17 protein-coding genes are annotated in these 20593 nt (G+C 60.9%); 12 read left to right on the top strand and 5 right to left on the bottom strand.

The genetic code is table 11. The features are described from left to right. Positions 1-100 precede the first annotated feature (100 nt). A complete protein-coding gene (locus tag HX839_RS21200; protein WP_177008168.1) occupies positions 101-715 on the top strand; it encodes a biliverdin-producing heme oxygenase in 615 nt (204 codons plus the stop codon). Further along, the gene (locus HX839_RS21195) at positions 712-2940 is read left to right on the top strand and encodes an ATP-binding protein (RefSeq protein ID WP_102605925.1); all 2229 of its coding nucleotides are present in this window, start codon (positions 712-714) and stop codon (positions 2938-2940) included. The genes HX839_RS21200 and HX839_RS21195 overlap by 4 nt, the downstream gene beginning before the upstream one ends. Positions 2941-3300: 360 nt before the next feature. Here HX839_RS21195 and HX839_RS21190 read toward each other — a convergent pair whose 3' ends face one another. Then, entirely contained in the window at positions 3301-4620 is a 1320-nt protein-coding gene (locus HX839_RS21190) for an ATP-binding protein (protein WP_102368174.1), read from the bottom strand. Continuing rightward, on the bottom strand, positions 4617-5327 hold the full coding sequence (locus tag HX839_RS21185) for a response regulator (protein ID WP_023659139.1): 711 nt from the start codon (positions 5325-5327) through the stop codon (positions 4617-4619). The genes HX839_RS21190 and HX839_RS21185 overlap by 4 nt, the downstream gene beginning before the upstream one ends. A gap of 164 nt (positions 5328-5491) precedes the next feature. Between HX839_RS21185 and HX839_RS21180 the strand changes: the two genes are divergently transcribed. The 4 genes from HX839_RS21180 (at position 5492) to HX839_RS21165 (ending at position 9723) form a co-directional block, all read left to right on the top strand. Then, a complete protein-coding gene (locus HX839_RS21180) occupies positions 5492-6280 on the top strand; it encodes a VacJ family lipoprotein (RefSeq protein ID WP_003210369.1) in 789 nt (262 codons plus the stop codon). Continuing rightward, positions 6270-6515, top strand: a complete 246-nt coding sequence (locus tag HX839_RS21175; protein ID WP_003210371.1) for a hypothetical protein — start codon at positions 6270-6272, stop codon at positions 6513-6515. Before HX839_RS21180 ends, HX839_RS21175 begins: the two co-directional genes overlap by 11 nt. 137 nt (positions 6516-6652) lie before the next feature. Next, positions 6653-8572, top strand: coding sequence for an alkaline phosphatase D family protein (locus tag HX839_RS21170; RefSeq protein WP_177067655.1), 1920 nt, complete (start codon positions 6653-6655; stop codon positions 8570-8572). A 137-nt stretch (positions 8573-8709) separates the two neighbouring features. Further along, positions 8710-9723: a diguanylate cyclase gene (locus HX839_RS21165; RefSeq protein WP_102605927.1), complete on the top strand. Its 1014-nt coding sequence runs from the start codon at positions 8710-8712 to the stop codon at positions 9721-9723. A gap of 4 nt (positions 9724-9727) precedes the next feature. On the opposite strand, the gene HX839_RS21160 is transcribed toward HX839_RS21165, so the two are convergent. After that, on the bottom strand, positions 9728-10756 hold the full coding sequence (locus HX839_RS21160; RefSeq protein WP_008438485.1) for an amino acid ABC transporter substrate-binding protein: 1029 nt from the start codon (positions 10754-10756) through the stop codon (positions 9728-9730). A gap of 144 nt (positions 10757-10900) precedes the next feature. On the opposite strand from HX839_RS21160, the gene HX839_RS21155 reads away from it, so the two are divergent. Both HX839_RS21155 and HX839_RS21150 read left to right on the top strand, forming a co-directional pair. After that, positions 10901-11797 carry a LysR substrate-binding domain-containing protein gene (locus HX839_RS21155; RefSeq protein WP_003210377.1) on the top strand — a complete coding sequence of 299 codons (897 nt, stop codon included), beginning with the start codon at positions 10901-10903 and terminating at the stop codon, positions 11795-11797. A 106-nt stretch (positions 11798-11903) separates the two neighbouring features. Then, entirely contained in the window at positions 11904-13154 is a 1251-nt protein-coding gene (locus tag HX839_RS21150) for an aspartate aminotransferase family protein (protein ID WP_134325788.1), read from the top strand. A 44-nt stretch (positions 13155-13198) separates the two neighbouring features. On the opposite strand, the gene HX839_RS21145 is transcribed toward HX839_RS21150, so the two are convergent. After that, complete coding sequence (locus HX839_RS21145) at positions 13199-13582, bottom strand: DUF1640 domain-containing protein (RefSeq protein ID WP_003210382.1); 384 nt, start codon at positions 13580-13582, stop codon at positions 13199-13201. Between the two features lies 1 nt (position 13583). Continuing rightward, positions 13584-13841 carry a hypothetical protein gene (locus tag HX839_RS21140; protein WP_003210383.1) on the bottom strand — a complete coding sequence of 86 codons (258 nt, stop codon included), beginning with the start codon at positions 13839-13841 and terminating at the stop codon, positions 13584-13586. Between the two features lie 294 nt (positions 13842-14135). Here HX839_RS21140 and HX839_RS21135 point away from each other — a divergent pair, with 294 nt between their 5' ends. From HX839_RS21135 to HX839_RS21120, 4 genes are all read left to right on the top strand, one after another. Continuing rightward, positions 14136-15473 carry a carbohydrate porin gene (locus tag HX839_RS21135; protein ID WP_177067654.1) on the top strand — a complete coding sequence of 446 codons (1338 nt, stop codon included), beginning with the start codon at positions 14136-14138 and terminating at the stop codon, positions 15471-15473. 113 nt (positions 15474-15586) lie between these two features. Beyond that, positions 15587-18004, top strand: coding sequence for a glucose/quinate/shikimate family membrane-bound PQQ-dependent dehydrogenase (locus HX839_RS21130; RefSeq protein WP_008438499.1), 2418 nt, complete (start codon positions 15587-15589; stop codon positions 18002-18004). A 244-nt stretch (positions 18005-18248) separates the two neighbouring features. After that, positions 18249-19106: a 2OG-Fe(II) oxygenase gene (locus HX839_RS21125; RefSeq protein ID WP_102368166.1), complete on the top strand. Its 858-nt coding sequence runs from the start codon at positions 18249-18251 to the stop codon at positions 19104-19106. A 34-nt stretch (positions 19107-19140) separates the two neighbouring features. Then, complete coding sequence (locus HX839_RS21120) at positions 19141-20565, top strand: pyridoxal-dependent decarboxylase (RefSeq protein WP_177067653.1); 1425 nt, start codon at positions 19141-19143, stop codon at positions 20563-20565. The last annotated feature ends 28 nt before the right edge of the window (positions 20566-20593 follow it).

Raw genomic sequence — 20593 nt, 5'->3', positions numbered from 1 at the left:
AGCATCGCGATATCAGCCAAGGCGAACTTCACGGCGACTCCTGCGGTCAGTTATTAAGCAACCTTACATGGCCAGCAGGCCCCCAGTTCGAGTTTACTGAATGCATTCACAGGCCCATGACGTTGGTGCGCCCCCTGTACTTGAAGCCCTGCGCTCGGGTACCGCTTTACTGCACGTCGCCCTGGAAAAGCGCTTGCCGTTTTTCTCCCCGCAGCTGGATCACACTCGGTATAAACGCCTGCTCCAGGCCTATTACGGGTTCTACAACCCTCTGGAAACGACGCTGAACGACAGCGGCTTGATCCCCGTGGGGTTTGATCAGGTGCTGCGTCGCAAAACTCCCACCTTGCTGACGGATCTTCACGCCCTGGGCCTGGACGCCCGAGCCATCGCCGCCCTTCCCCATTGCATGTCGCTACCGCTCCTCGACACGCCGGCCGCCTGCCTGGGCGCGCTGTATGTGCTGGAAGGCGCCACCCTGGGCGGGCAGATCCTGCGCCGGGAAATGGCCCAGCGCCTGGGACTGGATGCCGACAACGGCGGCGCGTTTCTCAACGTGTACGGCGCTGAAACCGGTCGGCGCTGGAAAGACTTTCTCGACTACCTGAGCCATGTGCCCCTCGATGCGCACGCCAAACTGCGCGCCGTGAACGCGGCTCGCTCGACATTCAGCTGCTTTGAGCAATGGCTCGACAGCCAGGAGGTACTGCTATGAAACCCGAAGACTTTGAAGAGTTGCTTGCCAACTGTGCAGACGAACCCATCCGCTTCCCGGGGGCCATCCAGCCCCACGGTGCGCTGCTGACCCTGTCCGAGCCGGACCTGCATATCGTGCAGGTGAGCGCCAACGTAGCCGAACTGTTCAACCACTCACCGGAATCCCTGCTGGGCCAGCCGCTGCACACATTGATCGGCATTGAACATGCCGAAGCCGTCCGGGCAATGGTCACGCAAAACAGCTTTTTCGACGCCGCACCGCTGCACATGACCCTCAACGGCGCCGAGTTCGAAGGCTTGCTGCACCGCCATCAGGATGTACTGGTGCTGGAGTTCGAACCACGGCTCAAGGACTTCCAGCCGCGGGCACTCAATGGTCGGACCAGCAACCTGGGCAAGATGCTGCAACGCCTGCAGGCAGCGAAAACCCTGCAAGCCTTGTATGAAATCAGCGTCAACGAAATCCAGGCCATGACCGGCTATGACCGGGTGCTGATTTATCGTTTCGAAGAGGAAGGCCACGGCCAGGTGATCGCCGAAGCGTCCGCCCCGTCGATGGAATTGTTCAACGGCCTGTTCTTCCCGGCGTCTGACATCCCCGAACAAGCCCGGGAGCTGTACCGCACCAATTGGCTGCGGATCATCCCCAATGCCGATTACGAGGCAGTGCCGCTGGTGCCCAGGTTGCGCCCGGACACCGGCCAGCCCCTGGACCTGAGCTTCGCCACCCTGCGCAGCGTGTCGCCGATTCACTGCCAGTACATGAAAAACATGGGGGTGCTGTCGTCCATGAGCATCTCCCTGATGGCCGGCGACAAACTCTGGGGCCTGATCAGTTGCGGCAACCGCCAGCCGCTGCTGGTGCCCAATGATTTGCGCACCGCGTGCCAGACCATCGGCCAGGTGCTGTCGTTGCAGATCAGCGCCATGGAGGCCCTGGACCTAAGCCGCCAGCGCGAAGAAAAAGTCGAGGCCCTGGCCTTGCTCAGCCAGGCCATGCAGGCCTCGCCCGCAAACGTCTTCGATGGCCTGGCGCAGCGTCCGCAATTGCTGATGGACCTGACCCTCGCAGGCGGTGTGGCAATCATCGAAGACAAGCAACTGCACCGTTACGGCAATTGCCCGGAACCTGCGCAGATTCGCGCCCTGCACAAGTGGCTGCAAGAGACCGGGCAGCCGGTGTTTGCCAGCCATAACCTGGCCTCGGTTTACCCGCCGGCGGCTGAATACCAGCACGTAGCCAGTGGCGTGCTGGCCATGAGCTTGCCCAAGCCGGTGGACAACGGCGTGTTGTGGTTTCGTCCCGAAGTGAAGGAAAACATCAACTGGAGCGGCGACCCGAACAAACCCCTGGACCTGGAAAGCACCGACGCGGGCCTGCACCTTCGCCCACGCACCTCGTTTGAAATCTGGAAGGTGGAGATGGCCGGCATTTCCACCAAATGGAGCCACGGTGACCGCTTCGCCGCCAACGACCTGCGCCGCTCGGCCCTGGAAAATGACCTGGCCCGCCAGGTGCTGCGTGAACAACAGGCGGTGCGCGCCCGGGATGAACTGGTGGCGGTGGTTTCCCACGACCTGCGCAACCCGATGACGGTGATCTCGATGCTCTGCGGCATGATGCAAAAGGCCTTCAGTTCCGATGGCCCACACACCTCGCGACGGATTTCCTCGGCCATCGATACCATGCAACAAGCCGCCGGGCGCATGAATGTGCTGCTGGAAGATTTGCTCGACACCTCGAAGATCGAAGCCGGGCGCTACACCGTCAAGCCGGTGGCCCTGGACGTGAGCCAGATGTTCGAGGAGGCCTATTCACTGCTCGCGCCCCTGGCGATGGAAAAGGGCATCGACCTGTCCTTCAATGCCGAACCCGGGCTGCAAATCCATGCCGACCCGGAACGGTTGTTCCAGGTGCTGTCGAACCTGATCGGCAACGCCATCAAGTTCACCCCGCGCCAGGGCAATATCGGCATCAGTGCGTTGAGCAATGGCGAAGAGATCGTGTTTTCGGTGCGTGACTCCGGCGAAGGGATCGCCCCTGATCAGTTGCCTCACGTGTTTGATCGCTACTGGACGCAAACCGAAAACAATCCCACCGGCAGCGGCCTGGGCCTGTACATCACCCAAGGCATCGTGCAGGCCCACGGCGGGCGGATCGAGGCTGAGAGTGAGTTGGGGCGAGGCAGCGAATTTCGGTTTACGGTGCCCAAGCCGGCTTGAAACGGCGCCTCATCGAGACGGCGAAGCATATGGAAACCCAAAGGCCCGGAACGCCGGACCGGGCCAGGGCCACTGATCAGGACGCACTCAAAGGGAGGTGAATGCGCACACTTCACGTCCTTTCTAATGAGAGCCAACATCTATGTCCTTTCCAATCATTGGCAGCGCTTTCCATATCCAATCCTTCAATCAACCCACTCATTCGCCTCAAGCCACTCAACCCGTCCAACCTGTTCAGCCGGCCCTCAAACCAAACGATGAGCCCTCGCGTAGCAGCTCCAACCAGCAAATTTTTCAGTCGAATAGCGGTAATCTGACTGATCTGGGAAAAGGCAATTTGCCGTGAGGGTTTAAGCCTTCCTAAACCGGCAACACCACCACGGCGGCCAACCCGCCACACGGGCGATTCTCCAACGTCAGCGTTCCACCGTGTTCCAGGACAATCGCCCGTGCCGTGGAAAGGCCCAAACCGACCCCGCCGGTACTTTTATTGCGTGAGCCTTCCAGCCGAAAGAACGGCAGGAACACCTGCTCATGCTGCTCCTGCGGGATGCCCGGGCCACGGTCCAGTACCCGTATCGTCACCACGCCCGGACTCTGTTGCAGTTCGATTTCCGGCGCCCGCCCGTAGTGGATCGCATTGTCCATCAGGTTGGTCATCACTCGCTTGAGCCCCAGCGGGCGACCGAAATACACCAGCCGTGGCGGGCCATTGAAGGTGATGTCGATGGACTGGTCGCGGTAATCGTCAATCAGCGTTTGCAGCAACTCAGCGAGGTCAAGTTGGGTAGCCTGTTCCAGACGCGCATCGTCGCGAAAGAATTCCAGCGCGGTGTTGATCATCGCCTGCATCTCGTCGACATCCCGGAACAGGCGGTGCTGCTGGTCGGCATCTTCGATGAATTCCCCCCGCAGGCGCAGGCGGGTCAGCGGCGCACGCAGGTCATGGGAAATCGCGGCGAGCATCTGGGTGCGGTCCTGGATGAAGTGCTGCAACTGCGCCTGCATGCCGTTGAACGCGAGAATCGCCTGGCGGATTTCCTGGGGGCCGACCGGCTCGATAGGCGGCGCACGAAAGTCGGCGCCGAAACGTCGCACACCCTGGGCGAAATACTGCAGCGGCCGGGCCAGGCGCCGGGTGGCGATCAGCGTGACCAGCGCGGTGGAAATCAGTACCAGCATCAGCACGATCAGGCTTCGCGGGCCTTCCGCCAGGCCCCAGCTGCGCGACGGCGCGCTGAACATCAGCCAGGATTCATCCACCAGCTGCACCACCAGCGCATAGCGCCCGCCGGGGCCAGGCCAGTCGGACGGTTCGTAGGCTTCCATTCGCCGCTCCGGCCCCTTGAGCAGCTGCTTGAACACCTGGTCGGAGTGAAACCCCGGGTCTTCCAGAACCGGCACATCAATGCCTGTGCGGGTGGCCGACCAACTCACATTGAAGCTGTCATCGGCCACTGCCCGAGTCAGTTGCGCGCGCTGGGACGGCTCCGCCGCTTCGATCATCCGCACGATCACCGCGACCTTCTCCAACAGGCCGGTTTCACCCAACGGCGGCCTGGCCCAAACGCCAGCCAGTTGCACAAACAGCGCATTGAAGGCCAGCGCAGTGAGCATCGCAATCAGGATGGTCAGGGCAATCCAGCGGGCCACGGTGTCCCGAGGTTTGAAGCGGCTCATGAGCGGGTCACCGCGACGGTGAACTGGTAACCACCGTTGCGCACCGTACGAATCATCGCCGGGCGCTTGGTGTCGAACTCCAGCTTGCGTCGCAGGCGGCTGACCTGCACGTCGATGCTGCGGTCGAACGCGTCGTGGCTATGGCCCCGCGCCAGGTTCAGCAATTGCTCGCGGGTGAGCACGCGCTGCGGGTGTTCGACGAACACCAGCAGCAGGTCGAACTCCCCGGACGACAACGGGATCATCACCTGGTCCGGCGAGCGCAACTCACGGCGCGTCAGGTCCAGTTGCCAGCCGGCGAAACGAATCAGCGGGCGCGACACGTCGCCCAACGTCGGCCGGTTTTCACCCGCCCGACGCAGTACGGCGCGCACCCGGGCAAGTAATTCACGGGCATCGAAAGGTTTGCTCAGGTAATCATCTGCGCCCATTTCCAGGCCCACCACGCGATCACTCAGTTCGCCCATGGCGGTCAGCATGATCACCGGTGTTGCGTATTGCTGGCGCAGGCGCTGGCACAGCAACAGGCCGTTATCCCCCGGCAGCATCAGGTCGAGGATGATCAGGTCGGCAGGTGTACGCTCCATGGCCGCCCACAGCTCGGCGCCATTGGCGGCGGTCTCGACCGTGTAGCCATGTTGCAGGAAGAATTTCTTCAGCAGGGCGAGGACCTCGAGGTCATCGTCCACGATTAAAAGATGGCTCACCGATGGGCATCACTTGGTCTTGTCGATGCGCCATCTAAAACCATTCGACGCGGCCCGTCATATATTTCAATCGTGCAATAAAGCGTCAACGGCGCAATAAAGCAGACATCTTTGCGCAAGCTGCGGCTGCCAGCATCGGCTTCCTTTTCCCGGAGACTGACCCCATGCGCTCGCTGACGTATCCCCAGCACCTGGCTCGCCAGGCGGTGTTGTTGCTGACTGTGTCTTACCTCACAGGCTGCGCGAGCCCGGCCAACGTAACGAGTACCACACGCTGCGCACAGGTTTCCTACCCGGTGTATGACCCCGCCGAACCAGTCAACCGGGGCGTGTTCGCCTTCAACCGCGCGGTGGATGACTACGCCCTGGCGCCTGTAGCCCGAGGCTACCGATACATGCCGGAGTTTTTCCAGCAGGGTGTGCATAACTTCGCCAGCAACTTCAGCGAGCCCAAGGTCTTCATCAACGACCTGCTGCAAGGCAACCCACGGCGCTCGATCAACACCCTGGGACGTTTTGCGGTGAACACCACCGTGGGGATCGTCGGCTTGATCGATGTCTCGGACCCGCTGGGCATCCCTCGCCACACCGCCGACTTCGGCCAGACCTTTGGCGTGTGGGGGATTGGCAACGGGCCGATTGTCGAACTGCCGTTGCTGGGCACCGGCAACAGCCGCGATGCGGCGGGCAAGGTCCTGAACTTCCTGGTGGCGCCGCTGGGCGACAGCGATACCGTGCAAACCCTGGGCACCATCAGCCTGGTGGGTGGCACAGTGGACACGCGCGCCTCGTTGCTGCCGCTGACCGACAGCCTGCAAAAGCTGCCGGACTACTACAGTGCCTTGCGTAACGTGGTGGCCGAACACCGCGCGGCCTTTGTGCTGGAGGGCAAGCAGGGGGCGACGTCGCCTCAGGCCGATAATTGTGCACAGGGAGCCGGCGATGATTTCTGAATCAAGCTCACTGGTCCTGCAACGTCAGGTTCGTAAACGCGGGACCAGCGCCCTGCTCTGCCGGGAGACCCGCCTGAGCCTGTCGTCGGAGCAGGGCCGCCTGGTGCTGAGCCGCTATGTCGAACGGTACAGCCCGCAGGGTGTGCGCTGGGTCGAGCGCCAGCACAGTGTGGCCCTGGCCGAAGTGCTGCGCTGGATGATTGCCGAAGGCGAGACCTGCGCCACGCAGTCATGATTTGAGATGAAAGGTTTATAGCCCGGGCCAGTGGGCGCCGGGTAATTTGCGGCTCGCCCGGGTATCGCGCCTTAACAAAACGCTGACATTCAATGCGTTACCTTTTCGGCCCAACCTTGCCCAGAGCCGTTGCCTTGATGCCTCACCCCGACACACTTCCCGCTGTACTCGCCGGCCCGTTGCTGCGACGCCTGGAACCGCGGCGCCTGGTGATGTGGCTGGTGGGAAGTCGTCCCCTGGCATTGACCCTGAGGCTGCAAGTCGCCCAAGGCGCGGCGCTCGATATCGAGTTGGACGCCAGCCAATGCAAGGTGGTGCCCGTCGGGCGCCAGGCCTTTATCCACCTGATCGACGTACCGCTGGCGGAAGCCCTGCCCCAGGACGTGAGCATAGGCTACGACCTGCTGGTAAACCGTGCCGGTATCGCCGAATGGGCGCCGCACCTGCTCTACCCGGGCGCACAAGGCCCGCATTTCGTCCTGCACAGCCGCATCCACCAATTGGTCCACGGTTCCTGCCGCAAGCCCCATCACAGCGCAGCCGACGGTTTGCTGTGTGTCGACCGGCTGCTGGCCGCATCGAACACCCTGGAGGAACGCCCGGCCTTGTTGATGATGAGTGGCGACCAGGTCTACGCCGACGATGTCGCGGGGCCGATGCTGCGGGCCATTCATGCGCTGATCACGCGCCTCGGCCTGTTCGATGAACACCTCGACGGTGCCGTCGTCGACAACAGCGCCGCGCTTTATGAGCATGCCGCCAGCTACTACCATCGAGCCGACCTGTTGCCCGCCCTGAAGAGCAACGAGACCCTGCGCGAGCGTTTTTTTGGCGGGGTGAAGAAGCCTATTTTCACCAGCAGCAGCGCCGACAACCACCTGGTGACTTTTGCCGAAGTCATGGCGATGTACCTGCTGGCGTGGTCGCCCGTACCGTGGCAACTGATCACACCGCAAGCGCCGCAACTGCGCGCCGAAGGGCACGTACGCTATGGGCACGAGCAAGTGCAGATCGACACGTTCCGTGACGGCCTGGGTGGCGTGGCCAGGGTGTTCGCCCACCTCTCCTGCCTGATGATCTTCGATGATCACGACATCACCGACGACTGGAACCTCAGCGCCCAATGGGAAGAAACCGCCTACGGGCATCCGTTCTCCAAGCGCATCATCGGCAACGCACTGCTGGCCTACATGCTGTGCCAGGGCTGGGGCAATAACCCGGATGCGTTCGATACGGTGATCGGCAAAACCCTGGCGCTCACCACACAGGCCCACGACAACTACCTGCAGCCTGACGCTCAAGATGAGCTGGTGGATGACCTGCTGAAGTTCCAGCAATGGCATTACGTGCTGCCCACCACCCCCGCACTGGTAGTGCTCGACACCCGTACCCGGCGCTGGCGCAGCGAGTTCAACCTCAAGCAACCCTCCGGCCTGCTGGACTGGGAAGCACTGAGCGAACTGCAACAGGAGCTGCTGGATCACCCTTGCGCGATCATCGTTTCACCGGCGCCGATCTTCGGCGTCAAGCTGATCGAAACCGTGCAGAAGGCCTTCAGCTGGTGCGGCTACCCGCTGTTGGTGGACGCGGAAAACTGGATGGCCCACCGCGGCGCGGCACAGGTGATCCTCAACATCTTTCGTCACTCCCGCACACCGGGCAACTACGTGATCCTCTCGGGAGACGTGCACTACTCGTTCGTCTATGAAGTGCTGATTCGCCACCGCAATGCCGGTCCAAAAATCTGGCAGATCACCAGCAGCGGCATCAAGAACGAATTCCCGCCGCGCTTGCTGGAATGGTTCGACCGTCTCAATCGATGGCTCTACTCACCGCGCTCACCGCTGAACTGGTTCACCCGTCGCCGACTCATGCAGGTAGTGCCGCATATTCCGGAACACGCTGAAGCGGGCGAACGGCTCTGGAATTCTGCCGGGATCGGGCAGGTGTTTTTTAACCGGCAGGGGCAGCCTGAGGCGATTTATCAGCACAATGCCAATGGGACGCCCAGGACCAGGATGGCGGCGCCTGATCAGAAGCTGAACCCAAGCAAGTAGTGGCTTTTAGCCACATTCTCACTAGACCAAAGACCCCCTTCTAAGCGCCAAGGCGCCGTTGTACAGTACCGCCAGCCACGGAGTATCGGCATCAATTTTGGCTGGCCCCAGGAGCCAGTCCACGCAGGGAGTGCGCAATGGACGATACATCCGGCAGCGAACCGTCAAGGAAGGACTTTTGCGACCTTAACGCCGACATGCTGCATGCCATCATGGAACTGGTCAGCGACGGGATCTGGGACTGGAACGCCAACACCGGGTTCGTCTACCGCAACCCCGGCTGGTACGAAATGCTCGGCTATGCCCATCACTCCCTGGAAAACAGCGTATTCACCTGGGAAAACGTGATTCATCCCGATGACTATCCCCAAGTGATGGTGCTGTTTGATAACTACATCAACCGCCGCACCACTCACTATCAAGCCGAATACCGCTGCCGCAAGAAAGACGGCTCCTACCTGTGGATCGAAGACCGCGGCTACGTGATCGCACGTAACAGCGACGGCTCGGTGGCACGCATGGTCGGCGCCCACCGCAGTATCCAGGCGCGCAAACAGTCCATCGAACAGCTGGAGCGCCGCAATCAATCCCTTGAAGCCCTGGTGGCCGAGCGCACCCGCGAGCTGTCGCGGGTCAATCAACAACTGCAGTTGCAACTGGACGAGAATCGCTCCCTGGCCGAACGCGACGCCTTGACTCGCGTGGCCAATCGTTACCGCCTTGAACGCGTCCTGCTGGAAGAGTGCGCTCGCGCCCAACGGTTTCGCCTGCCGCTGTCGCTGATCGCCATGGACATTGACGACTTCAAGCCCATCAACGATCAGCACGGCCATGCCGTAGGCGATGAAACCCTGGTGCGCGTGGTGGAATGCCTGGAGGCCTGCATTCGCCACGGCGACTTGCTGGCCCGCTGGGGCGGCGATGAATTCATGGTCATCGTGCCCAAAAGCACGTTGGAGACCGCGCGGGAATTGGCCGAGCGGATGCGCTGTGCGCTCAAGGACTTGCCCGCCGTGGGCAGCTTCAAGGTGACGTTGAGCCTCGGCGTGGTAGAGCGACGCAACGATGAGTCACCCGCCTGCCTGATGGCCAGGGCCGATCAGGCGTTGTATCGCTCCAAGGCGGCGGGCAAGGACACGGTTTCTTCGTGAAACCTCAGCGAACCGGCGGCGCGTACTGGATCCCGCCGTTGCTCCATAGGGCATTAAGGCCGCGCTTGATCTTCAGCACGCTGCCCTGGCCGATGTTGCGCTCGAACACCTCGCTGTAGTTGCCCACTTGCTTGACGATCTGCACGACCCAGTCCTTGCGCAGTTTCAGGTCCTTGCCGTAGTCACCGTCTGCGCCGAGCAAACGGGCGACGTCCGGGTTCTTGCTGGACTTGGCTTGCTCTTCAACGTTCTGCGAAGTGATGCCCATTTCCTCGGCATTGAGCATGGCGAACAACGTCCACTTGACGATGCTGAACCACTCGTCGTCGCCCTTGCGCACCAGCGGGCCCAATGGTTCCTTGGAAATCACTTCCGGCAACACCACGAACTCATCCGGGTGAGCCATCTTGATCCGCTGGGCGTACAGCCCCGACTGGTCGGTGGTGAGCACGTCGCAGCGGCCCGCTTCGAGGCCCTTGGCACTTTCGTCAGCAGTGTCGAAGGTAATCGGCGTGTACTTCAGGCCGTTGGCGCGGAAGTAATCCGAGACGTTCAGCTCGGTGGTGGTGCCGGCCTGGATGCAGATGGTCGCGCCGTCCAGGTCCTTGGCGCTCTTCACACCGAGCTTGGTGTTCACCAGGAACCCGATGCCGTCGTAGTAGGTCACGCCGGTGAACACCATGCCCATGCCCGCGTCACGGGAACTGGTCCAGGTGGTGTTGCGGGAAATCAGGTCGATCTCGCCGGATTGCAACGCAGTGAAACGCTCCTTGGCGGTCAACTGGCTGAACTTCACCTTCGACGCATCACCAAAGAGTGCTGCAGCGACGGCGTGGCACACGTCCACATCAATGCCGGTCATCTTGCCGTTGGCGTCCGGCACGCCAAAACCCGGTAACCCATCACTGACCCCACACTGGATAAAACCCTTCTTCTGGATCGCATCCAGGGTCGCCCCCGCGTGTGCGCTTGCGGCCAGCCCCAATAGTGCTGCGGCGGTGAATGCCGCCAACGTGGATTTCATGTGCTTCATGCAAGGCGCTCCCTGTCGGTCTTTATTATTCGGCGCCACAAACCCGCGCCGTTTATAGTGTTGCCGGTCAGTATCAACGGCTTTACACCTTGGCCACAAACGACGTTTAGGCAAAGGCTCCTTCCGATTTGGAATGAACTTCTCATGATCTCGAAACGCTTGACCCCTTCGATGACCGCCCTGCAGTGCTTCGAAGCCGCCGCCCGCCACCTGAGTTTCACCCGCGCTGCCGAAGAACTGCACCTGACCCAGAGCGCGGTGAGCAAGCAGGTGGCACAGCTCGAAGAGATGCTCTGCCACCCGCTGTTCCAGCGAGTGCGCCAGCGTTTGTACCTGTCGCCGGCGGGCTCGCTGTACCTGGAGGAAGTACGCAAGATCCTCAACCAGGTGGATATTTCCAGCCGCTACATCCTCACTTACGGTGGCGAGACCGAAGTGCTGCGCATCGCCACCCAGCCGACCTTCGGTGACCGCTGGCTGGTGCCCAAGCTCAAGGATTTTGCCGCGCGCCATCCCAATATCCATCTGGACGTGCGCAACGAACTGGAGCCGTTCGACGTGTTGCAGGCCAAGGCGGATATCGCGTTTTTCTTCGGCCAGGGAGCGTGGCCGGGGGCAACTTGCATCGAGTTGTTTCGCGAAGCCGTGGTGCCGGTCTGTGCCCCCGGGTTTGTTGCCGCTGGCAGCGACGCCTCGTCCCGCCACACCTTGCTGCAATGCACCTCGCGCCCGGAAGCCTGGCACGAGTGGTTTCTGGAACAGGGCCTGCACTCGCAAAACAGCTACCACGGGCCGCGTTTCGACACGTTCTACATGTGCATCCGCGCCGCGCAATCGGGGTACGGCGTGGCGTTGGTGCCACAGTATCTGGTGGCCGAGGAATTGGCGAACGCCAGCCTGATGATCCCCTGGGATTACAGAATGCCGAGTGCCGGCGCGCACTTTATCGCCCATGCCGAGCATGCCGGGGAGATCCCGAAAGTGAAGGCGTTCCTGAACTGGATGGTGGATGTGGCGAGGGAGCTTGCTCCCTCGCCATAGCACATCCCGACTTTTAATAATGACCCGGCGACTTTATTTCGTTTGCGGGGCAAGGCGGCTCACGGCTTAGATAAAAGGACGCATCCTATTCTTGAGTCCCGGATCCATGAGCCGCGAAACCATCAGCCAATCGATTTCCATCGTCCACCCCATCAGCCTCAGCCATGGCCGGAACGCCGAAGTCTGGGACACCACCGGCAAGCGCTTCATCGATTTCGTCGGCGGCATCGGCGTGCTCAACCTGGGCCACTGCCACCCGCGTGTGGTGGAGGCGATCCGCGACCAGGCCACCAGGCTCACCCACTACGCCTTCAATGCCGCGCCTCACGCGCCCTACATCGAACTGATGGACCGTCTTACCGCATTCATCCCGGTGGATTACCCGGTCAGTGGCATGCTCACCAACAGTGGCGCGGAAGCGGCGGAAAACGCCCTGAAAATTGTCCGCGGCGCCACTGGCCGCACCGCCGTCATCGCCTTTGACGGTGCGTTTCACGGGCGCACGCTGGCGACGCTCAACCTCAATGGCAAGGTGGCGCCATACAAGCAAAAAGTCGGCGTATTGCCGGGGCCGGTGTTCCACCTGCCCTACCCCAGCCGCGACAACGGCGTGACCTGCGGCGAAGCACTCAAGGCGATGGACCGCCTGTTCAGCGTGGAAATCGACGTCGACGACGTGGCCTGTTTCATCATCGAACCCGTGCAGGGCGAAGGTGGTTTCCTGGCGCTGGACGTGGAATTTGCCCAGGCCCTGCGACGCTTCTGCGATGAGAAAAACATCCTGTTGATTGCCGATGAAATCCAGTCCGGCTTCGGCCGCACCGGCCAGCGCTTCGCCTTCTCACGCCTGGGCATCGAACCGGACCTGATCCTGCTGGGCAAAAGCATCGCCGGCGGTGTGCCGTTGGGTGCGGTGGTGGGTCGCAAGACATTGCTCGACAACCTGCCCAAAGGCGGCCTCGGCGGCACCTACTCCGGTAACCCGATTGCCTGCGCGGCGGCCTTGGCCACCCTGGATGAAATGACGGACGAGCACCTGCAAGGTTGGGGCACTCAGCAGGAAGAAGCGATCGTCAGTCGCTATGAATCATGGTGTTCGAAAAGGCTCTCCCCCTACCTCGGCCGCTTGACCGGCGTGGGCGCCATGCGTGGCATCGAACTGGCCAACGCCGACGGCAGCCCGGCGCCACAACAACTGACCCAGCTGCTGGCACTGGCCCGCGAGGCGGGTTTGTTGCTGATGCCCAGCGGCAAATCGCGGCATATCATCCGCCTGCTGGCGCCGTTGACGATTGAAGCGGCGGTGCTGGAGGAAGGGCTGGATATTCTTGAAGAGTGTTTGGCGAAGTTGGCTTAAAAACCAGAAAGCCCGGCGGGAAGCCGGGCTTCGAACGGAAAACGTCAGTGGACGAGTCGGGCGACGCCAAAGGCGATGGCAGACAAGGCGCCAGCTGTTCCGACAAACCATTTCAGCAGGCGGGTTTCCAACGATTGCATATCCGTTCTGAAATTGGCGATTGAGAGATCCAACCTGGAGGTTGCTTCGAGCAGGTCGATTTTGGTCTGCATCAGATCGGACTTGGTGGCCATGTGCTCCTGCATGCCATCCAGCTTCGTCTCGACGCGCTCCAATCTTGCCTCAACTTGTGAAATACGCTTTTCCAAATCGTTTTCTCCTCCGTTGCCCCCACCGCCTGCGCCGCCTTTGCGGTCGTAGCCTGATGACGAACCTTGACGGTACTCCTGGCGAAGATAGCTCACATTATCCTTGAGGTCATTCGCCATTTCAGGCCTCCTTCTTTTGGGTCAAAGCATTCAGTCCATCAGCTACACCTTCCATGCAGTCGATAAACTCATTCAGCTTCACCCATGCTTCATCTGCCGCCTGTTTTACATCCACGTCTTCACTATGTTTGAGCGCACCGGACAAGCTAATGATGCCGGAGCCGAGCCTAGCAATTGCACTGTGATACTGACCGAGAATAATGACTAGTTCCCCGGCTGTTACGGCCTTTGCCTCACCCACGTTGTCGTCGCCTTCCATGTCGACCCCCCATCTGTTTTGGTGACGCAGATAACCACGCCCTCAAACACAAACCAACGCACAGATTGCTACCAAATCCGACGATCCAGCGCACTATTACCAAATCCGAAAGAATCCATCTTCCGTTTAGCCCTTTCTCTCCCCGCGCCAGGGCTTTATCCTTGTCAGCAACAAACTGAAACGTTTCATCATTCCACCAAACCATCGACCGCCCGTGTTCAACGCCCTTGTGCGAACGCGCCAGGCCGCTGTTTGCGTTTCAAAACCATAAAATATTAAGACCCCATTTTGCCTATGCCTGCTTTCCCAAACCTGCGCCTGTGCGCTGCGCTGTTACCGTTCGGCCTGATCAACTGTGCCCAGGCCGCACCTGCCTTTGACGCTGAATCACCGTGGATGCTGGGTGATTTCGGCGGCGCTCGGACAGCGCTGTCTCAACAAGGCTACGACTTCAAATTCGACTACACCGGCGAAATGGGCAGCAACCTGCACGGCGGCTCGGATCACGACCGCACTGCGCGCTACAGCGACCAATTCGGCCTGGGCACGCACCTGGATCTGCAGAAGATCCTCGGCTGGCACGACGCCGAGTTCCAGTTGACGGTAACCGAGCGCAGCGGCAACAACATCACCAATGACCGGGTCAACGATCCGCGTGTGGGCGGTTTTACCTCGTCCCAGGAAGTCTGGGGCCGTGGCCAGACCTGGCGCCTGACGCAGATGTGGTACCAGCAGAAATTCTTCGACCAAAAGCTCGACGTCAAGGCCGGGCGCTTTGGCGAAGGTGAAGACTTCAACAGCTTCCCCTGCGACTTCCAGAACCTCGCATTCTGCGGCTCGCAGGTCGGTAACTGGGTTGGCAGCATCTGGTACAACTGGCCGGTGAGCCAGTGGGCGTTGCGGGTCAAATATCACCTGACGCCCGAGTTGTACGCCCAGGTCGGCGCCTACGAACAGAACCCGTCCAACCTCGATCGCGGCAACGGCTTCAAGCTCAGCGGCAGCGGCACCCAAGGCGCCCTGCTCCCGGTTGAGCTGGTGTGGACGCCTACGCTGAACGGCCTGCCCGGCGAATACCGCGCCGGCTACTACTACAGCAGCGCCAAGGCCAGCGATGTGTATAAAGACCGCAACGACCAGCCGGCAGCCCTCAGCGGCGAGGCCTATCGCAGCGCCTCCAGCAAGCACGGGGTGTGGCTGGGGGTGCAGCAGCAAGTCACCAGCCTGGCCAGCGACCATTCGCGGGGCTTGAACGTGTTCGCCAACGGCACGATGCACGACAAGAAAACCAACGCTGTGGATAACTACGTGCAAGCCGGCGTGGTCTACAAGGGCCTGTTCGACGCCCGCGCCAAGGACGATATCGGTTTCGCCGTGGCCCGGGTGCACGTCAACCCGGCCTACCGCAAGAATGCCGAGGCAAGCAACCAGGCCCACGCGGTATACGACTTCGATGACCCGTCCTACCTGCCGATTCAACACACGGAATACAGCGCTGAGCTCTATTACGGCATCCATGTCACCCAGTGGCTGACGGTGCGCCCGAACCTGCAATACATCCGTCACCCCGGAGCCGTGGCCCAGGTGGATGACGCGCTCATCGGCGGGATCAAGCTGCAAAGCTCATTCTGACGTTGTAAGTAAATTCTGAAGAAAACGAATTAGCCCTGAACCAAGCCTGCGCCGGAACGTCATCTACAGTGAACTGTGCGCAATCAATTCAAAACGTAACGGAGAACCACACTATGAGCACTGATGGTGCTTCAAGTCCAAGTCGCCTGCTGCCCAGGCTGCTGGGGATCTTGCTGCTGATAATGGGCCTGGCCTTGTTGGCCGGGGGGATCAAGCTGAGCATGCTCGGCGGGTCGCTGTATTACCTGCTGGCCGGTCTCGGCATCACCGTCACAGGCCTGTTGCTGCTGGCAACACGCCGTGCGGCGCTGGGCTTGTACGCACTGGTGCTGTTTGCCAGCACCGTATGGGCGCTGTGGGAAGTCGGCCTGGACTGGTGGCAACTGGTACCGCGCCTGGCCCTGCTGTTTGCCCTCGGCATCGTCATGCTGCTCCCGTGGTTCCGCCGTCCGTTGCTGCGTGGCCAAGCCTCGCCGCTGGGCACTGGCGCGCTGAGCGTCGCGGTGGTACTGGCCGGCGCCGCTGCATTGGCCAGCCAATTCACCGACCCGGGCGCCATGGTCAAGAAAGGCCAGCTGGACCGCGATGCGGTACCGGGCATGGCCAGCACTGCGCCAGCCCAGGCTGATGGTGACTGGAACTCCTATGGCCGTTCGGCCTTCGGTGATCGTTACTCGCCACTCGCACAGATCACTCCGGAAAACGCCCACAAGCTGGTTCCAGCCTGGACCTTCCGTACTGGCGACATCCCTGGCCCAGGCGATCCCGGTGAAACCACCGCGGAAAACACCCCGCTGAAAGTCAACGGCATGCTCTACGTGTGCACGCCCCACAGCCAGGTGATTGCCCTGGACCCGGACACCGGCAAGGAAATCTGGCGTTTCGACCCGAAGATCAGCAGCGAAGGTGCTGCCAACTTCAAGGGTTGGGCGCACATGACCTGCCGTGGCGTGTCGTATCACGATGACGCGGTCTATGCCTCGGAACAGAGCCCGACTGGCAGCGCCAGCCCGGCCGCCGCGCCGAATGCCTGCCCGAAACGCATCTTCGTCCCTACCGCCGACACCCGTCTGATCGCCCTGAACGCCGACACCGGCAAGATGTGCGAAGACTTCGGTGACAAAGGCCAGATCGACTTGCGTGCCAACATCGGCACCTTCGCCCCGGGCGGTTACTACTCCACCTCGCCACCGGCCGTCACCAAGAACCTGGTGGTAATCGGCGGTCACGTGACCGACAACGTCTCCACCGACGAGCCTAGCGGCGTGATCCGTGCGTTCGACGTGCACACCGGCAAGCTGGTGTGGAATTGGGACAGCGGCAACCCGGACGACACCACCCCGTTGGCCGAGGGCAAGACTTACACCCGCAACTCGCCAAACATGTGGTCGATGTTCGCGGTGGACGAAAAACTCGGCATGCTCTACCTGCCGATGGGTAACCAGATGCCCGACCAGTACGGCGGCGACCGGACTCCGGACTCCGAGAAGTACAGCGCCGGCCTGACTGCCCTGGACATCGACAGCGGCCACGTGAAGTGGACCTTCCAGTTCACTCACCATGACCTGTGGGACATGGACGTGGGCGGCCAGCCTTCGCTGATCGACATCAAGACCGCTGACGGCGTGAAGCAAGCGGTGATGGCGTCGACCAAGCAAGGCAGCATCTACGTGATCGACCGCTCGAACGGTCAGCCTGTAGTGCCGATCAATGAAATCCCTGTACCGCAAGGCGCAGTGGCCGGCGATCACACCGCACCGACCCAACCGAAGTCCGACCTGAACTTCATGCCACCGCCCCTCAAGGAGCGCGACATGTGGGGCGTGACGCCGTTCGACCAGATGCTGTGCCGGATTGACTTCAAATCCATGCGCTACGACGGTCCGTTCACCCCGCCGTCGCTGCAGGGCTCGATCGTTTACCCAGGTAACTTCGGCGTGTTCGACTGGGGTGGCATTTCCGTCGACCCGGTTCGCCAGATCGCGTTCGTGAACCCAAGCTACATGGCGTTCAAATCGAAACTGATCCCGGCTGCCGATATTGCCAAGCAAGGCCCACGGGTCAGCGAAACCGAAGGCGTGCAGCCAAACAAAGGCGCGCCGTACGGTGTGATCCTCGAAGCCATGCTGTCGCCACTGGGCCTGCCGTGCCAGGCGCCGGCGTGGGGTTATGTGGCCGCGGTCGACCTGACCAACCACCAGACCATCTGGATGCACAAGAACGGCACCGTGCGTGACAGCTCGCCGGTTCCGATTCCACTGACCATGGGCGTGCCAAGCCTGGGCGGGACTTTCACCACCGCCGGTGGCGTGTCCTTCCTCAGCGGTACCCTTGACCAGTACCTGCGTGCCTATGACGTGAAAAACGGCAAGCAGTTGTGGGAAGGCCGCCTGCCAGCAGGCGCGCAAACCACACCAATGACCTACACCGGCAAGGACGGCAAGCAGTACGTGCTGGTCATGGCCGGCGGTCATGGTTCCCTGGGCACCAAGCAGGGTGACTATGTGATGGCGTTCAAACTGCCGGATTAAGCAAAACCGGCAGTAAGAAAAAGGCGGCTACCTAAGTGGGTAGCCGCCTTTTTTTATGCGTGAAATAAAGCGATCCGATAGCGCCGATGTATTTAAAAGTTTACTCGGAAAAGTCCTATACCTCCCCAAAAGTCTTTCCCTCAACTTTGGCCCTGCGCCATCCGACGCTCACTGTCGCCAGTAAATCCCCAGCCAAACAAACGTTATCTATATGACGTGCTGTAACTAACATGGAGTTTTCATCATGACGGACCTCAACAGCGTTGAATCAATACCTGCAGTCCCGCATAGCCAGGCGCCCGGGATCCTGGCGCTCGAGCAACTCGACACACTCAGCCTGGAAAAACTTATTCGCGGAGAAATACTTGCCATCCGGGTACCTGACTACGCGAATGAACAAACCAGCGAAGTACTAAATAAACATATCAACGAAACGGCGACGCTCCAGGAATATAACCACGAGACCTATGAGCACGGAAAAGTTGTCCAGCATTTCTATGGTGTCCATCGCTGGGGAACACCGTTCAACTCCACCTACGGCAAGGCCGCAGACAGCTATTCGCAACAGAAATACTACGCAGACGCCACCCACATGCGCTGCGTGATCGATGACCTCTGTGCCCCGCGCAAACCACCCATCCATCTACTGATGGAGCATATCCGGCAGGTGTGGCCAGAAGGCGCGACAACCGCGGCGTTCCAGGGCCAGCCGATGTTCTGCGGCATTATCCGCGCCATGTTCCCGGAGACAGCCCACCTCTCCGAAACAGTCCCCCATGTCGATTGCCTGCCCTTGTCGATTGCCGAACTGGAACATCAATTCAGCGCGAATATTTACCTCGAAGTACCACCTTCCGGAGGTGAACTGGTCATTTGGGATACCGAGGCGTTTACCTACGACGAGGTCATCCGTTTCGAAGGGGCGGAACTGCCCGAAGATCGTTTGCAAAAACCGCTGCGCATCCAGCCGCAGAAAAACGAACTGGTGATTATCAATACTCGCCGTCCCCATGCCATTTGCGGTTTCGATTCAGGCAAGCGCATCAGCATCCAGTCGTTTATCGGCTATACCACTGGCCAGCCGTTTTACTTCTGGTGCTAACGCCTTTATTTCTCTTCCTGACGGACACCCTGATATGACACCTGAAGAATTCCGCCGACATGGCCACGCCATGATCGACCTGATTGCAGACTATCGACAAAACATCGAGCAACGCGGTGTGCAACCCACCACGGCCCCGGGAGAAATCAGGTCCGCATTGCCGGCCAGCCCGCCTGAGACAGCCGAACCGTTCGAACAGATCATGGGCGACGTCGAAACACTGATCATGCCCGGTCTGTTGCATTGGCAGCATCCAAGTTTCTTCGGGTTCTTCCCGTCGAATGTGGAACTGTCCTCCGTCCTCGGCGATTGCTTGAGTACCGGCCTGGGCGTGGTGGGATTGTCGTGGCAATCGAGCCCGGCCCTGACCGAAATCGAGGAAGTCACCACCGATTGGCTGCGCGACATGATCGGCCTGAGCGCCAACTGGAGCGGAGTGATCCAGGACTCGGCCTCGACCTCCACCCTGGTGGCGCTGATCAGCGCCCGCGAACGCAGCTCCCACTACGCGCTGATGCACGATGGCCTGCAAAACAGCGGCGCCCCCTTGATCGTCTACACCTCGGCCCACGCCCATAGTTCAGTGAACAAGGCCGCGATCCTGGCGGGGTTCGGCCAGAACAATATCCGTACCGTGGCAACCGACGAACACAATGCAATGTCACCGCATGCATTGGAGCGGGCAATCGAACAAGACCTGGCTGCCGGGAACAGACCCTGTGTGGTGATTGCGACCACCGGCACAACGGCAGCCATGGCCATCGACCCCCTGGAAGCCATCGGCGCCCTGACGCAACGCCACGGCCTGTGGTTGCATGTCGACTCAGCCATGGCCGGGGCCGCGATGATCCTCCCGGAATGCCGCGCACTGTGGCACGGCATCGAGAACGCCGACTCGCTGGTCCTCAACCCTCACAAATGGCTGGGGGCAGCGTTTGATTGCTCGGTGTACTTTGTACGCGACCCCGAGCACTTGATTCGCATCATGACCACCAACCCCAGCTATCTACAGTCCAAGGCTGACGGCCAGGTCAGGAACTACCGCGACTGGCGGATCTCCCTGGGCAGCCGGTTCCGCGCGCTGAAGCTGTGGTTCCTGATCCGCGAGCAAGGCGTCAGCGGCCTGCAGGCCCGGCTGCGGCGTGACCTGGCGAATGCCCGCTGGCTGGCAGAACAGATTGAAGGCAGCAAACACTGGAAACTGGTAGCCGCCGTCACCCTGCAAACCTTGTGCATTCGCCACGAGCCACCAGGCCTTGATGGTGAGGCGCTGGATACCTACACCCGGGCCTGGGCGGAAAAGCTCAACCATTCAGGCAGCGCCTACGTCACCCCCGCCGTGCTCGACGAGCGCTGGATGGTACGCGTGTCCATTGGCGCGCTGGGGACGGAGCGCCACCACGTCGAAGGCTTGTGGGAACGGTTGCAAAGCCTGGTCGATGCAACGGAGGAACACTGAAAGACCGGCGTCGGTGCAGCCACCGACG

Source organism: Pseudomonas sp. I8001 (genome assembly GCF_013385345.1).
In the GTDB taxonomy this organism is placed as follows: Bacteria; Pseudomonadota; Gammaproteobacteria; order Pseudomonadales; family Pseudomonadaceae; genus Aquipseudomonas.
Note: the sequence above shows the minus strand (reverse complement) of the source record. Positions and strands in the feature narration are given on the sequence as shown.

What these genes read in the sequence shown, in the direction of transcription:
- HX839_RS21200 (WP_177008168.1), top strand. Translation starts at nt 101, where the DNA reads ATGCATTCACAGGCCCATGACGTTGGTGCGCCCCCTGTACTTGAAGCC.
- HX839_RS21195 (WP_102605925.1), top strand. Translation starts at nt 712, where the DNA reads ATGAAACCCGAAGACTTTGAAGAGTTGCTTGCCAACTGTGCAGACGAA.
- HX839_RS21190 (WP_102368174.1), bottom strand. Translation starts at nt 4,620, where the DNA reads ATGAGCCGCTTCAAACCTCGGGACACCGTGGCCCGCTGGATTGCCCTG.
- HX839_RS21180 (WP_003210369.1), top strand. Translation starts at nt 5,492, where the DNA reads ATGCGCTCGCTGACGTATCCCCAGCACCTGGCTCGCCAGGCGGTGTTG.
- HX839_RS21175 (WP_003210371.1), top strand. Translation starts at nt 6,270, where the DNA reads ATGATTTCTGAATCAAGCTCACTGGTCCTGCAACGTCAGGTTCGTAAA.
- HX839_RS21170 (WP_177067655.1), top strand. Translation starts at nt 6,653, where the DNA reads ATGCCTCACCCCGACACACTTCCCGCTGTACTCGCCGGCCCGTTGCTG.
- HX839_RS21165 (WP_102605927.1), top strand. Translation starts at nt 8,710, where the DNA reads ATGGACGATACATCCGGCAGCGAACCGTCAAGGAAGGACTTTTGCGAC.
- HX839_RS21160 (WP_008438485.1), bottom strand. Translation starts at nt 10,756, where the DNA reads ATGAAGCACATGAAATCCACGTTGGCGGCATTCACCGCCGCAGCACTA.
- HX839_RS21155 (WP_003210377.1), top strand. Translation starts at nt 10,901, where the DNA reads ATGATCTCGAAACGCTTGACCCCTTCGATGACCGCCCTGCAGTGCTTC.
- HX839_RS21150 (WP_134325788.1), top strand. Translation starts at nt 11,904, where the DNA reads ATGAGCCGCGAAACCATCAGCCAATCGATTTCCATCGTCCACCCCATC.
- HX839_RS21145 (WP_003210382.1), bottom strand. Translation starts at nt 13,582, where the DNA reads ATGGCGAATGACCTCAAGGATAATGTGAGCTATCTTCGCCAGGAGTAC.
- HX839_RS21140 (WP_003210383.1), bottom strand. Translation starts at nt 13,841, where the DNA reads ATGGAAGGCGACGACAACGTGGGTGAGGCAAAGGCCGTAACAGCCGGG.
- HX839_RS21135 (WP_177067654.1), top strand. Translation starts at nt 14,136, where the DNA reads ATGCCTGCTTTCCCAAACCTGCGCCTGTGCGCTGCGCTGTTACCGTTC.
- HX839_RS21130 (WP_008438499.1), top strand. Translation starts at nt 15,587, where the DNA reads ATGAGCACTGATGGTGCTTCAAGTCCAAGTCGCCTGCTGCCCAGGCTG.
- HX839_RS21125 (WP_102368166.1), top strand. Translation starts at nt 18,249, where the DNA reads ATGACGGACCTCAACAGCGTTGAATCAATACCTGCAGTCCCGCATAGC.
- HX839_RS21120 (WP_177067653.1), top strand. Translation starts at nt 19,141, where the DNA reads ATGACACCTGAAGAATTCCGCCGACATGGCCACGCCATGATCGACCTG.